This window comes from Sphingomonas sp. FW306-1B-B10E, assembly GCF_058782005.1.
Genome location: NZ_JBYSXG010000013.1, coordinates 1 through 12,363, shown reverse-complemented (window position 1 = coordinate 12,363; position 12,363 = coordinate 1). Strand labels below are relative to the sequence as shown.

The following is a 12,363-nucleotide window of genomic DNA, read 5'->3' as shown; positions in this document are numbered from 1 at the left end:
AACAGGTCAACTTATCGCTCGAGTTTCGGGTCCGTCACGCTTGAAAATGTCATCGACCGCGCCGATTGGTGCGCTGACCTCAAGAGGAGAGAGAAATGACCATCCAGGTAGGCGACCGCATTCCCACCACCCAGCTCGTCAAGGTGACCGAGGAAGGCCCCGAGCAGGTCGGCTCGGACGAATATTTCGCCGGCCGCAAGGTGGCGCTCTTCTCGGTGCCGGGCGCGTTCACGCCGACCTGCTCGGCCAAGCATCTCCCCGGCTTCGTCGAGAAGGCCGAGGAACTGAAGGCCAAGGGCGTGGACGAGATCGCCTGCACTGCGGTCAACGACGCGTTCGTGATGGGGGCCTGGGGCAAGGCTTCGGGTGTCGACGGCAAGGTGACGATGCTCGCCGACGGCAACGGCACCTTCGCCAAGGCGGTCGGGCTCGAACTGGACGGCAGCGGTTTCGGGCTCGGCACGCGCGGCCAGCGTTATTCGATGCTGGTCAATGACGGCGTGGTCGAGCAGCTTAACGTCGAGGCGCCCGGCGCGTTCGAAGTCAGCTCGGCCGATTATCTGCTCGGCCGGCTGTAAGCGTCGGAGCCGTAACGGAACTGGCGCGCGGGTGCGGGAGTTGTTCGGGATGACTTTGTGCGAAGGGAAGCATCATGGCCAACACTAGCAACAGCAGCACCAACGATAACGCCACCAACAGTGCGAATTCCGGCAGCGAAAAATCCTTTATCGCCAGTGCGCAGGAAGTGATCGGCGATGCCGTCGACGCGACCGTGCAGGCAGTGAAGGACCATCCGGTCGCCGCGGCAGCGGTCGCCGCCGGCACCGCGGCCGCGGTCGGCGGTGCGGTCTACGCCGCCACCCAGCTGGGCGGCGACAAGGGCGGCAACGGATCGCCGGCGAAGAAGTAATCCACTTTCGGGCTCTCCTTCAGACGAAGGGGAGCCCCAGTCTTTTCCAAAGTCTTGCCAGCGTCATCTTCGCGCTTTAGCGATCCAAGATGACTCAAGCATCCGACATCGTCGCCGAGCTGGACCGCCTCTATCGCGCCTCCGTCGACCGCCTGCAGACCGCGCTCAATCGCTATCTGACCGACGGCACGCCGCCGGCGCCGTCGAGCCGCACCGACGGCTCGTTCGCCTATCCCGAGATCCGCCTCACCTATCGCGGCGGCGACGACCGCCCCGCCCCGCCGCGCTCGTTCGGCCGGCTGATCGATCCGGGCGAATACCGGATCAGCGTCACCAAGCCGGCGATCTTCTCGGACTATCTGATCGAGCAGCTCACTTTCCTGATCGAGGATTATGACGTCGAGGTCGACGCCGCGACCGGCCGCCAGGAAATCCCGTTCGCCTATGTCCTCGATCCCGGCCATGCGCTGCGCCTCGACGAGGTCTCGGCGACCGAGCTCGCGCGCCACTTCCCTGCGACCGAGCTCGCGCATATCGGCGACGAGATCGCCGACGGCCTGTGGTTCTCGCACGACGGCACCCGCCCGCTCGCGCTGTTCGACGGGCTGCGCACCGATTTCAGCCTCGCCCGCCTGCGCCATTACACCGGCACGCCGATCGAGCATGTCCAGCAGTACATCCTGTTCACCAACTATCACCGCTATGTCGACGAGTTCGTCCGCTGGGCGTGCAGCCAGTTGGGCGAAGGCAGCCGCTTCACCGGCGTGTCGGGCGCCGGCGGGATCGTCGTCGAGAGCGCCGACGACATGGACCGGCTGATCTCGGACAGCGCCTGGCGCCGCCACCAGATGCCGGCCTATCACCTGATGGCGCCGGGCCGGACCGGGATCACCCTGGTCAATATCGGCGTCGGCCCCTCCAACGCCAAGACGATCACCGACCATCTCGCGGTGCTCCGCCCCGAGGCGTGGCTGATGATCGGCCATTGCGGCGGGCTGCGGCCGAGCCAGCGGATCGGCGATTATGTCCTCGCCCATGCCTATCTGCGCGACGATCACATCATGGACGACGTGCTGCCGCCCGAGATCCCGATCCCGGCGATCGCCGAGGTCCAGCTGGCGCTGGCCCGCGCCGCCGAGACGGTGTCGGGCCAGTCGGGCGACGAACTCAAGCAGCGGCTGCGCACCGGCACGATCGTCACTACCGACGATCGCAATTGGGAGCTGCGCTATTCGGCGACGGCTTTGCGCTTCTCGCTAAGCCGCGCGGTCGGCGTCGACATGGAATCGGCCACGCTCGCCGCGCAGGGCTATCGCTTCCGCGTGCCCTACGGCACGCTGCTCTGCGTCTCGGACAAGCCGCTCCACGGCGAGCTCAAGCTCCCCGGCCAGGCCAACCGCTTCTACGAGCGCGCGATCAACGAGCATCTCCGCATCGGCATCGAGACGGTCGAGGAGCTGCGGCGGGAGGGCGCCAAGCTGCACAGCCGCAAGCTGCGTGCGTTCAACGAGCCGCCGTTCCGCTGAGACCGGAAGCGCGATCGTGCGTTGGGTCCTCGAAGGAGAGCCTCGATGACCGATCCCGAAAACCAGCCGCCGCTCGAAACCGAGGAAGGGGCGCAGGCGCACCAGCCCGACGGCACCGACTCCTCGGCCGAGTTCGAAGCGGGGATCGCCGACGAGAACACGATCCCCGATCAGATACCGGAGTGAGCCGCGTCAGCGGCTGAGCTGGAATTCCACGACGAGGCTGGCGTTGACGGTGACCTTGTCGACGCCGGCCTCGTGCTTGGGGGCGACGACCGCGACCAGCTCACCGATCAGCGCAAGCGCGCCGGCGGTCGGATCCTGCTTCTCGCTCACCTTGGTGACCACGCTGCGCTTCAATCCCAGCGTCGCAGCATAGGCATCAGCCTCGCCCTGCGCCTTCTTGATCGCCGCCGCTTTGGCGGCGCGGGTCGGCGCGACATAGTCGTTGAGCAACGGCAGCACGTCGTCATCGAGCTTGCCGCCATTCGCCTCGACCGGCGCGCGCGCCTTGTCGACCGCGGCGCGGTTCGGCGCGTCGAGCGCCAAGGTCTCGGTCGCGGTCGACTGCGGCGTCGCATCGCTATCCTCGTCGACCGTATCGAGGCTGAAGCTCGGCTTGGACTTGCCGCCGCCGAAGCTCGAGATCAGGTTGATGATCGAGCTCGACGTGCTGAGGTCGGGGGTCGCTTCGCGGATGTTGAGCGCCGCGAGCGCCTGCATCAGCTTGGCGCGGTTCGCGGCCAATACCGCGCCGGCAGCGGTCTCGTCCTTGCCCTTGGCCGTCAGCGTCACCGACAGCCGATAGCGGTCCGCGGGCACGCTGACCTGGCCGGTGGTGACGATCTCGACCGAAACGGGGCCGGTCGCGGTCTGCGCCTGTGCCGCCAGCGGCGCGCCGAGCAATGCGAGTGCGAATGCAGCTTTCAACATGATCGAATCTCCCCTTGTCGCCGCCGCCTTAGCCGAGCCCGGGCAGGTTAGTCGATCCGCGCTCCCGGACATTCCGGAACGGCCACCGCGCGGCGTTCGGCAAGGTCGAGGCGGAAGGCGCCGCGACGCGCGATGAAGCTGCCCGTCGCCTGCCCCGGGGATAGGCCAGATTCCTCGACGAGGACGCAAGTCGCAGGACCAAGGCGGCCAAACGCGATCTGCCGGTTCTCGATCGTCCCTAGTCGCGGTGCCTGTCGGGCCAATCCGCGATCAAGGTCGCTCTGGATGCGGTCCTCCAAGGTTTCCACCGGACCGAGCGTGAAGGCGTAGACCGCTGCGAACCGCGTCGTGCGTTGAACGAGCAGCACGGTGCCGGGGGCTTCCTGGGGCCAGAGCACATCGATATGCCGAGCAAACCGCATCAGCTCACGATCGCGCACCCCCGGCCCGCTGAGCCGCGCCACTGCGGCCGCGCGTTCGCTGTCGGGATCGGCGGCGGCTGCCCAGACCCCCCATTTTCCGTCAGGCGAACGCTCGCGCCCGCCGGCGAACGCCGAAATCCCGTCCGAAGCTGGAATCGCGGCGAGCGCCAGCGCGAGCAGCAGCCTCACCACCCCTGGGGCTGCCCCTTGTTCTGCTGGTCGAGCCACTTCTTGAGCGGCGCGAAATATTCCATCATCGGCTTGCCCGAGATTTCGCGGCTGCCGGTGAACGCCTGGAGCGCGTCGGGCCAGGGCTTCGACGCGCCCATCGCGAGCATCGTGTTGAGCCGGGTGCCGACTTCCTTGTTGCCGTAGAAGGAGCAGCGATGGAGCGGTCCCTTCCAGCCGGCCTGGTCGCACGCCGCCTTGAAGAACTGGAACTGAAGCAAGCGCGCGAGGAAGTAGCGGGTATAGGGCACGCTGCCGGCGACATGGTATTTGGCGCCAGCGTCGAACCTGGTCTCATCGCGCGCGACCGGCGGCTTCAGCCCCTGATATTGCAGGCGCAGCTTGTCCCAGCCCGCCTGGTACTCGGTCGGCTTGATCGCCCCCGAGAAGATCTGCCAGCGATATTTGTCGACGAGCAGCCCGAAGGGCAGGAACGCAACCTTGTCCATCGCCTGGCGGAGCAGCAGCCCGGTGTCCTTGTCGGCGCCTGGCACCGCGCTCTTGTCGAGCAGCCCGATCTGCACGAGATATTCGGGCGTGATCGAAAGCGCGACGAAATCGCCGATCGCTTCATGGAAGCCATCATTGGCGCCGTTGCGATAGAGCTGCGGCAGGTCGTTGTAGGCGCGCTGATAATAATTGTGGCCGAGTTCGTGATGGATCGTGACGAAGTCGTCCGAATTCACCTTGATGCACATCTTGATGCGCAGGTCGTCCTTCTCGTCGACGTCCCAGGCCGAGGCGTGGCAGAGCACTTCGCGATCGGCGGGCTTGAGGAACAACGAGTGCTGCCAGAAGCTGTCGGGCAGCGGCGCGAAGCCGAGCGAGGAATAGAAGCCCTCGCCGGTCTGGACCATCTTCTTCCAGTCATAGCCCTTGGCCTTGAGCAGCTCGCCGGTATCGTAGCCGACGTCGCCGGCGCCCGCGGGTGCGACCACGTCGTAGATGTTGCCCCATTCCTGCGCCCACATGTTGCCGAGCAGATCGGCGCGGATCGGCCCCGTCTTCGGCTGGACCGCGTCGCCGTACTTCTCGTTGAGCTTGCGGCGGACATAGGTGTGCAGCGCGACGTAGAGCGGCTTGACGTCGTTCCACAATTTGTCGGTCAGCTTGGCGAAGTCTTCCGGCGGCATGTCATAGGCCGAGCGCCACATCGTTCCCGTATCCGGAAAGCCGAGCTCGGTCGCGCCCTGGTTGGCGATGCCGACCATCTTGGCATAGTCGCCGCGCATCGGTGCGCCGACCTGGTCGTTCCAGCTGGTCCACATCTCCTGGAGCTCTTGCGGGTTGCGGCTCTCGCCCATCGCCGCCTCAATGTCGCTGCCGCTGATCGGCTTGCCGTTGAGCGCGCCCTTGCCCTTCCCGTACATCGAGCCGAGCCGGGTCGAGATGTCCGAGAGCTGCTGGGCGGCGCCCGGCGTGGTCGGCGCCGGCAGCGTGATCGCGCTGCGCAGCATGTCGAGCTGCCGCTTCTGCTCGGCGCTGAGCCCCGCGGCCTTCTGGAACTTCGCCGCGTCGAGCGCGTAGCGCACCGCCATCTCGGTGCCGCGCGCGCCATATTCGGCGGCGAGCGCATCGGTGTCGTCGGTGATGTAGGTCGCGTTGATCCAGGCGACACGTTGCGCGGTGAGGTTGAACTCGGTCACTTCCTTCTGGACGCGGTCGAGAAAGGCCTGCGCCTCGGCGGCGGTGGGCGCGGCCTGCGCGGTGGGGGCCGCGGTTTGCGAGACGGCGGGCGTGGCGAGCAATGCGGCGAGCGCGAGCATCGAAATGCCGGTACGGATCATGTGTCGGGAACCCTTGAGGATCTTTTGAATGGCATAACGATTGCGCGCGGGTCGGCGGGCGTCAAGCACAGACCATGTGGGTGAGATCGAAGGCGATGAAGAGCGCCTGCGCTACTCGTCACCCCGGCCTTGTGCCGGGGTCCACCGGGAGGCGAGGATGGAGCATGAGGCTCGAGCTCATCGCAGGAGGCGCAGTGGGCCCCCGCACAAGGCCGGGGTGACGGAGCAAGTGAATCAGTCCGTCAAAAACTGGACGATGGCATCGCCCAGCTCCGGCCGGGTGACCGCGCTCATGTGATTGCCCGGGATCTCGACAAACCGCCCGTCCGGCAGCAAGTCGGCGACTTCCTGCGCCGAGCCGTTGTCGAAATCCTCGGCGCCGGTGACGACCAAAGTCGGGACGTCGATCGCCGCAATCTCGGTTTCAGTCGTATCGACGAAGGTCTCGAGGATCAGCAGCAATGCCTCGGGATCGCCCTTGGTCGTCTTGAGGAACGCCTCGGTCAGCCATTCCGAGCTGCCGCGCTCGAAGCTGCCCAGATTGGTGAGCACCCGCCGGAAATAGGCGCCGCGTCCCTGCGTATGAGTGAGCCCCTGCAGTCCCATCCCGCACAGCACCGCCCGCCGCGGCGTCGCACCGTTCACCAGCATGCGCAGCGTCGTACGCCCGCCGAGCGAGTAGCCGCCGAGATCATAGTCCTCGAGCCCGAGATGTTCGATCAGGGCGAAGCCGTCGCGCATCAGCACGTCGTGCGGATAAGCGGCAGGATCGTGCGGCCGGTCGCTCTGCCCGTGCCCGCGCAGATCGGGCATGACCACGCGGAAGCCGCGCGCGGCGAGCTTGGCGGCGTGGCCATATTTGATCCAGTTGACCTCCGCGGTCGAGAAATAGCCGTGGATCAGCATCACCGGCCTGCCCTCTCCCATCTCGGTCCAGGCGAGCTCGACGCCGTCGAAGCTCTTGAAGCGGTGCGTCTCAGTCGGGAAGCTTGCCAACTTTATCCATCCAGCGTTGCACGAGGCTCGGGTTCTGTTCGGTCCGTGAGGCGGGCAAGTGGCTGGTGTCAAGCCAGTCGCGATGCCAGCTCTCGCAGCCCGAGTTCGAGACCGGCTTGAAGCCCGACGGGTCGTCGAAGCTGCCGATGGTCAGATCCATACGGTCGTGGCCATAGGCTTCGTAGGTCAGCGGTGTGCCGCAGCGGGCGCAGAAGCCGCGCTGCGCGATCGGCGAGGATTCGTAGCGGTCGGGCTCGGTCGCCCAGGCCACGTCGCTCTTATACAGGTTCTTGAACGCGATCGAGACGCCGCCGGTGGCGCGCTGGCACATGCGGCAATGGCAGAGATAGCCCTCGTCGTCGTGCACGCTCGCGCGGTAGCGAATCCGTCCGCACTGGCATCCGCCTGTCATCTCGCCCGCCATGATTGCATCTCCTGCATCCTGAGTTGTTGCATTGCACAAAAATCAACCGCGTCCTCAATTGCAATTGATAAGCCTGCTTATTATATGTGAGGTATGGCTGAAACCTTGGGCTTTCTGTTGAGCGATGTCTCGCGCCTGCTGCGCCGTCGATTCGACGAGCGCGCACGCGCGAGCGGCGCCAGCGTGGCCCAATGGCGGGTGCTCAAGATATTGGAGCGCCAGCCTGGACTAAACCAGGGACAGCTTGCCGAGTTGCTTGAGGTCGAGCCGATCACCTGCTGCCGCATGATCGATCGGATGGAGGAAGCCGGGTTCGTCGAGCGCCGCCGCGATCCGGCCGACCGCCGGGCGTGGCGGATCCACCTGACCGATGCCGCGAGCCCGGTGCTCGCCGATCTCCACATCCTGGCCGGCGAAATGATCGAAGATGCGCTGCACGGGCTGAACCCCGAAGCGCGGGACGCGCTGATCGCGAGCCTGCAGGCAATCCGTTCCAACCTGAACAACCTCCCCGAGCGCAAAGAGGCGGCCAATGGCTGACGCAGATCCCAAGATTCAGAAGCAGCCCGAAGAGGCGATCACGGTCGAACAGCCTGCCGCAACCGGTACGGCCGCGCCCGAGCCGGTCGAGGTCAGCAAGCCGCGCCGCAGCTGGCTGCGTCCGCTGCTGATGTTCGGCGTGCCGCTGCTGCTGGTCGCGGTGGTCGGCTATTTCTGGCTGAATTCGGGCCACAGCGTCTCGACCGACAATGCCTATGTCCAGCAGGATAAGGTCTCGGTGTCGAGCGATGTCGCCGGACGTATCGTCGCGGTCGGGGTCAAGGAGAACCAGCTGGTCAAGGCCGGCGACCTGCTATTCCGCATCGATCCCGAGCCCTATCGCATCGCGGTGTCGCAGGCGCAGGCGGCGATCGCCGCGGCGCAGGTCCAGCTCAATACCGACAAGGTCAGCTATCAGGGCACCGGCGCCGATATCGAGGCCGCGCGCTCCGCGGTGGCGCAGGCGCAGGAGACCTTCGGTCGCCAGGCGGCTCTGATGAAGCAAGGCTTCACCACCCGCGCCAGCTACGACGCCGCGCAGCATGCGCTCGAACAGGCCCGCGCGCAGCTCCAGAACGCCCAGTCCGACGCCGCCGAGGCGCGCGCCAAGATCGCCACCGGCGCCGCGGTGCCCGGTGAAAACCCGGCGATTGCGGCGGCTCGCGTCCAGCTCGCCAAGGCCCAGCTCGATCTCGCCCGCACCGAGGTGCGTGCGCCGATCGACGGCATCATCAGTCAGACCAAGAGCCTCCAGGTCGGTGCGCAGATGATCACCGGTCTGCCGGCGGTGACGATCGTGTCGAACAAGCCCGCCTGGATCGACGCCAACTTCAAGGAAACCGATCTCGACCGTATGCATGTCGGCCAATGCGCCCTGGTCAGCTTCGACGCCTATCCGCACCTCAAGCTCCGCGGCAAGGTCGAGTCGATCGGCGCCGGCACCGGCTCGGAATTCTCGGTGCTCCCGGCGCAGAACGCCAACGGCAATTGGGTCAAGGTCACCCAGCGCGTGCCGGTGCGCATCGCGATCGACGGCAAGAGCCCGCGCGAGATGATCGCCGGCCTGTCGGCCGACGTCGAGGTCAAGTTCGACGGACCCTGCGAGTAACATGGCGACGGCAGCCTCCGGCGGCGCCGGCAAGGCGCCGGCCGCCGCGCCCTCGGTCGCACCGGCCGGGGGCGCGGCGCTTCCCGTGAAGTATAAGGGCCTGCTCACGCTCGGCGTCATGATGGCGACGATCATGCAGATCCTCGACACCACGATCGCCAACGTGGCGATCCCGCACATGCAGGCGACGCTCGGCGCCACCCGCGATACGATCAACTGGGTGCTGACCAGCTATATCGTCGCCTCGGCGATCGCGATCCCGATCACCGGCTGGCTCTCCGACCGGATCGGCTCGCGCAACCTGTTCCTCATCTCGACGGTGGGCTTCGTCATCGCCTCGGCGATGTGCGGCGCTGCGCAGACGCTTGAGGAGATGGTCGCCTTCCGCATCCTCCAGGGAATCACCGCGGCGTTCCTCAACCCGCTCAGCCAGACCGTCATGCTCGACATCAACAAGCCGGCCGACCAGCCCAAGGCGATGTCGATCTGGGGCATGGGCATCATGGTCGGGCCGATCATGGGACCGCTGATCGGGGGTTATCTCACCGACAATTTCAATTGGCGCTGGGTGTTCTACGTCAACCTGCCCGTGGGCGTGGTCTGCATCGCGCTCCTTTGGTGGCTGCTGCCGTCGCGCCCGATCCGCAAGCGCGGCTTCGACGCGCTCGGGTTCTCGTTGCTCGCGATCGGGATTGCCGCGCTGCAGCTGATGCTCGACCGCGGCCAGGACCAGGACTGGTTCTCCTCGACCGAGATCTGGGTCGAGATGCTGGTGGCGATCATCGCCTTGTGGATGTTCGTCGTCCACCTCTTCACTGCGAAGAACCCGATGTTCGAGCGTCAGTTGTGGCGCTATCGCAACCTCGTCACCGGAATCTTCTTCATGCTGGTGATCGGCCTGGTGATGATGGCGACCATGGCGCTGCTGCCGCCGATGCTGCAGAATCTCTATGGCTATTCGGTATTCGACACCGGTGTGCTTCTGATGCCGCGCGGCGTCGGCGTGGTGTTCACGATGTTCGTCGGCGCGCAGCTGATCCAGCGCGGCTGGCTCGATCCGCGCTGGTCGGTGGGCATCGGCCTCGCCATTGCCGCCTTCTCGCTTTGGGAAATGTCGAGCTGGACGCTGATGATGGGCAGCACGCCGTTCATCATCTCGGGCTTCGTCCAGGGCTTGGGCTTGGGCCTTGTGTTCATGCCGCTCAATGGACTCGCCTTTGCCGGGCTGCCGCCGCACTTCCGCACCGAGGGGTCGAGCCTGCTCAATCTGACGCGTAACATCGGCGCGTCGGTCGGCATCTCCGCGGTCAGTGCGATCCTCGCGCAGAACATCCAGCGTAGCCACCAATATCTCGGCGAGCACGTCACCGAGAACACGATGAATGGCGTCGGCGCGATCGCGCGACAGCTGGGGGCATCGGGGGCAATGGTCACCGGGATGATCGATGCAGAGGTCAACCGCCAGGCCGGCATGATCGCTTATCTCAACGATTTCTGGCTGATGGCGATCGTTACTGCCATCAGTGTGCCACTTGTCGTACTGCTTCAGAAGCCCAAGGCGAAAATGGAGAACGACCCTTCCGCGGCGGGGCACTGAGCCAAGCCGCGGATTAGCCTCTATAAAGAAAGCAAACCCCTCGCCTTTCCGGCGCGTGCTTTCCCCCGAGGCCCCATGCTCGCCAAGTTCAATGCTCTCCCGCTCGCCACCAAGACGACGGTACTCACCATCGCCGCCTTGCTCGTGCTGGCCCTCACCGTGTTCGTCATCGCCGATCGCTCGATCACGGCCGATGCCGAACGCCAGGCCGCCGAGCGCCAGGAGACCAACATGCGCGTGGCATGGGACGTGCTGCGCCGCGACGGCGCCCAGTTCCGTGCCGATGGCGACGACCTCTATGTCGGCGACAAGAAGCTCAACGACTGGACCCAGCCGGTCGACCTCGTGAAGACGCTCGTCGGCGGCACGGCGACGGTCTTCCGCGGCGACAAGCGCATCACCACCAACGTCACCAAGCCCGACGGCAGCCGCGCGGTCGGCACCACGCTCGCCGCCGGCGCCGCGCATGACGCCGTGCTCGGCCAGGGCAAGCCCTTCCGCGGCGATGCCGACATTCTCGGCCGTGCCTTCTTCACAGCCTATGATCCGATCAAGGACAAAGACGGCAACGTCATCGGCGTGCTCTATGTCGGTATCCCCAAGGACGAGGCGCTCGCCGCGGTCTCGTCGCTGCGCTGGTCGATGGCGATCGGCGTGTTGTTCGCGACGCTGGTAATCGCCGCGGCAATCTTCGCGCTCAGCCGGGCGATGTTCCGTCCGCTCGGCACGATGAATGCGGCGATGCAGGACCTCGCCAAAGGCTCGACCACCACCGAGATTCCCGGCCGCGACCGCCGCGACGAAATCGGCCGCATGGCCAATGCGCTGGTCAGCTTCCGCGACGCCGCGGTCGCGCGCCAGCAGATCGAAGCGAGCAGCCGCGCTGCCGATGCCGAGCGCCAGACCGCGATGACGGTGCTCAACGAATCGCTCCGCCGGGTATCCGAGGGCGATCTCGGCGCGACGCTCGATGCGCGCTTCCCGGCCAGCTATGCCGAGCTGCGCACCAATTTCAACGACGCGCTGGGTGCGCTTTCGACCCTGGTCGGCACCGTGCTCGAGAGCACCGACACGATCCGCAGCGGTGCGACCGAGATTGCCACCGCGTCCGAGGACCTGGCGCGCCGCACCGAGAGCAATGCCGCCAGCCTCGAAGAGACCGCTGCCGCGGTTACCCAGATGAACGATCGCGTCGGCGAAACCGCGTCGGCTGCGACGCGCACCGTCGAACGTGCCGATGGCGCTATCACCATCGTCTCGGGTGGCCGTGCCGTTGCCGACGATGCGGTGCAGGCGATGAGCCGGGTTGCCGAGGGCGCCAAGGGCATCGACAGCGTGATCGAGGGCCTCGACAAGATCGCCTTCCAGACCCGCGTTCTCGCGATGAACGCGGCCGTTGAGGCTGGGCGCGCCGGCGAGGCCGGGCGTGGCTTCGCGGTCGTCGCCGACCTGGTGTCCGCGCTCGCAATGCGCTCGGAAGAGGAAGCCGCCCGCGCCCGCGACCAACTCACCGCTACGCAGACGGACATCGTCTCGGCCGTCGATGCGGTTGAGAAGGTCGACGCGGCGCTTTCCGGAATCGTCGACACCGTCGGCGAGGTCCACGGCCTGGTCGCGCGGATCGCCACCGACAATTCGGCGCAGTCCTCCGCGATCGGCGAGATCAGCACCGCGATCGGCGCGATGGACCGCTCGACCCAGCAGAACGCAGCCATGGTCGAGGAAACCTCGGCCGCCGCGCGCAACCTCTCCGAGCAGGTCGATCGCCTCGCCCAGCAGGCGCGCACCTTCCGCGTCCAGGAAACCCGCAGCATCCGCCGCGACGTCTTCGAAGTCGCTGGTCCGACGACGGCGCAGTAATTCTCCCCTCCCTGCAAGGGAGGGGTCGGGGG

At 66.3% G+C, this 12,363-nt stretch carries 13 protein-coding genes; 8 read left to right on the top strand and 5 right to left on the bottom strand.

Annotation, left to right across the window (positions count from 1 at the left end):
* The first annotated feature begins 95 nt into the window (after window positions 1–95).
* From AC3WJI_RS07245 to AC3WJI_RS07230, 4 genes are all read left to right on the top strand, one after another.
* Window positions 96–578: a peroxiredoxin gene (locus tag AC3WJI_RS07245; RefSeq protein WP_492756586.1), complete on the top strand. Its 483-nt coding sequence runs from the start codon at window positions 96–98 to the stop codon at window positions 576–578.
* A gap of 74 nt (window positions 579–652) precedes the next feature.
* On the top strand, window positions 653–910 hold the full coding sequence (locus AC3WJI_RS07240) for a hypothetical protein (protein WP_492756585.1): 258 nt from the start codon (window positions 653–655) through the stop codon (window positions 908–910).
* An 89-nt stretch (window positions 911–999) separates the two neighbouring features.
* A complete protein-coding gene (locus AC3WJI_RS07235; RefSeq protein WP_492756584.1) occupies window positions 1,000–2,436 on the top strand; it encodes an AMP nucleosidase in 1,437 nt (478 codons plus the stop codon).
* A 45-nt stretch (window positions 2,437–2,481) separates the two neighbouring features.
* The gene (locus AC3WJI_RS07230; RefSeq protein WP_492756583.1) at window positions 2,482–2,622 is read left to right on the top strand and encodes a hypothetical protein; all 141 of its coding nucleotides are present in this window, start codon (window positions 2,482–2,484) and stop codon (window positions 2,620–2,622) included.
* A 6-nt stretch (window positions 2,623–2,628) separates the two neighbouring features.
* On the opposite strand, the gene AC3WJI_RS07225 is transcribed toward AC3WJI_RS07230, so the two are convergent.
* The 5 genes from AC3WJI_RS07225 to AC3WJI_RS07205 form a co-directional block, all read right to left on the bottom strand.
* Window positions 2,629–3,369, bottom strand: a complete 741-nt coding sequence (locus tag AC3WJI_RS07225; protein ID WP_492756582.1) for an SIMPL domain-containing protein — start codon at window positions 3,367–3,369, stop codon at window positions 2,629–2,631.
* A 47-nt stretch (window positions 3,370–3,416) separates the two neighbouring features.
* The gene (locus AC3WJI_RS07220) at window positions 3,417–3,980 is read right to left on the bottom strand and encodes a hypothetical protein (RefSeq protein WP_492756581.1); all 564 of its coding nucleotides are present in this window, start codon (window positions 3,978–3,980) and stop codon (window positions 3,417–3,419) included.
* Window positions 3,977–5,806, bottom strand: coding sequence for a M2 family metallopeptidase (locus tag AC3WJI_RS07215; protein ID WP_492756580.1), 1,830 nt, complete (start codon window positions 5,804–5,806; stop codon window positions 3,977–3,979). The genes AC3WJI_RS07220 and AC3WJI_RS07215 overlap by 4 nt, the downstream gene beginning before the upstream one ends.
* A 234-nt stretch (window positions 5,807–6,040) precedes the next feature.
* Window positions 6,041–6,802 (bottom strand): alpha/beta fold hydrolase, encoded by a 762-nt coding sequence (locus AC3WJI_RS07210; RefSeq protein WP_492756579.1) that lies wholly within the window; start codon window positions 6,800–6,802, stop codon window positions 6,041–6,043.
* Complete coding sequence (locus AC3WJI_RS07205) at window positions 6,783–7,226, bottom strand: GFA family protein (RefSeq protein WP_492756578.1); 444 nt, start codon at window positions 7,224–7,226, stop codon at window positions 6,783–6,785. The genes AC3WJI_RS07210 and AC3WJI_RS07205 overlap by 20 nt, the downstream gene beginning before the upstream one ends.
* Before the next feature lie 93 nt (window positions 7,227–7,319).
* On the opposite strand from AC3WJI_RS07205, the gene AC3WJI_RS07200 reads away from it, so the two are divergent.
* From AC3WJI_RS07200 to AC3WJI_RS07185, 4 genes are all read left to right on the top strand, one after another.
* Window positions 7,320–7,766 carry a MarR family winged helix-turn-helix transcriptional regulator gene (locus AC3WJI_RS07200; protein ID WP_492756577.1) on the top strand — a complete coding sequence of 149 codons (447 nt, stop codon included), beginning with the start codon at window positions 7,320–7,322 and terminating at the stop codon, window positions 7,764–7,766.
* A complete protein-coding gene (locus tag AC3WJI_RS07195) occupies window positions 7,759–8,874 on the top strand; it encodes an HlyD family secretion protein (RefSeq protein ID WP_492756576.1) in 1,116 nt (371 codons plus the stop codon). The genes AC3WJI_RS07200 and AC3WJI_RS07195 overlap by 8 nt, the downstream gene beginning before the upstream one ends.
* 1 nt (window position 8,875) lies before the next feature.
* Window positions 8,876–10,471 carry a DHA2 family efflux MFS transporter permease subunit gene (locus AC3WJI_RS07190; protein WP_492756575.1) on the top strand — a complete coding sequence of 532 codons (1,596 nt, stop codon included), beginning with the start codon at window positions 8,876–8,878 and terminating at the stop codon, window positions 10,469–10,471.
* Window positions 10,472–10,546: 75 nt separating this feature from the next.
* Window positions 10,547–12,331: a methyl-accepting chemotaxis protein gene (locus tag AC3WJI_RS07185; RefSeq protein WP_492756574.1), complete on the top strand. Its 1,785-nt coding sequence runs from the start codon at window positions 10,547–10,549 to the stop codon at window positions 12,329–12,331.
* The last annotated feature ends 32 nt before the right edge of the window (window positions 12,332–12,363 follow it).

Coding starts and splice junctions, on each gene's coding strand:
- AC3WJI_RS07245 (WP_492756586.1), top strand. CDS start 96: ATGACCATCCAGGTAGGCGACCGCATTCCCACCACCCAGCTCGTCAAG.
- AC3WJI_RS07240 (WP_492756585.1), top strand. CDS start 653: ATGGCCAACACTAGCAACAGCAGCACCAACGATAACGCCACCAACAGT.
- AC3WJI_RS07235 (WP_492756584.1), top strand. CDS start 1,000: ATGACTCAAGCATCCGACATCGTCGCCGAGCTGGACCGCCTCTATCGC.
- AC3WJI_RS07230 (WP_492756583.1), top strand. CDS start 2,482: ATGACCGATCCCGAAAACCAGCCGCCGCTCGAAACCGAGGAAGGGGCG.
- AC3WJI_RS07225 (WP_492756582.1), bottom strand. CDS start 3,369: ATGTTGAAAGCTGCATTCGCACTCGCATTGCTCGGCGCGCCGCTGGCG.
- AC3WJI_RS07215 (WP_492756580.1), bottom strand. CDS start 5,806: ATGATCCGTACCGGCATTTCGATGCTCGCGCTCGCCGCATTGCTCGCC.
- AC3WJI_RS07205 (WP_492756578.1), bottom strand. CDS start 7,226: ATGGCGGGCGAGATGACAGGCGGATGCCAGTGCGGACGGATTCGCTAC.
- AC3WJI_RS07200 (WP_492756577.1), top strand. CDS start 7,320: ATGGCTGAAACCTTGGGCTTTCTGTTGAGCGATGTCTCGCGCCTGCTG.
- AC3WJI_RS07195 (WP_492756576.1), top strand. CDS start 7,759: ATGGCTGACGCAGATCCCAAGATTCAGAAGCAGCCCGAAGAGGCGATC.
- AC3WJI_RS07190 (WP_492756575.1), top strand. CDS start 8,876: ATGGCGACGGCAGCCTCCGGCGGCGCCGGCAAGGCGCCGGCCGCCGCG.
- AC3WJI_RS07185 (WP_492756574.1), top strand. CDS start 10,547: ATGCTCGCCAAGTTCAATGCTCTCCCGCTCGCCACCAAGACGACGGTA.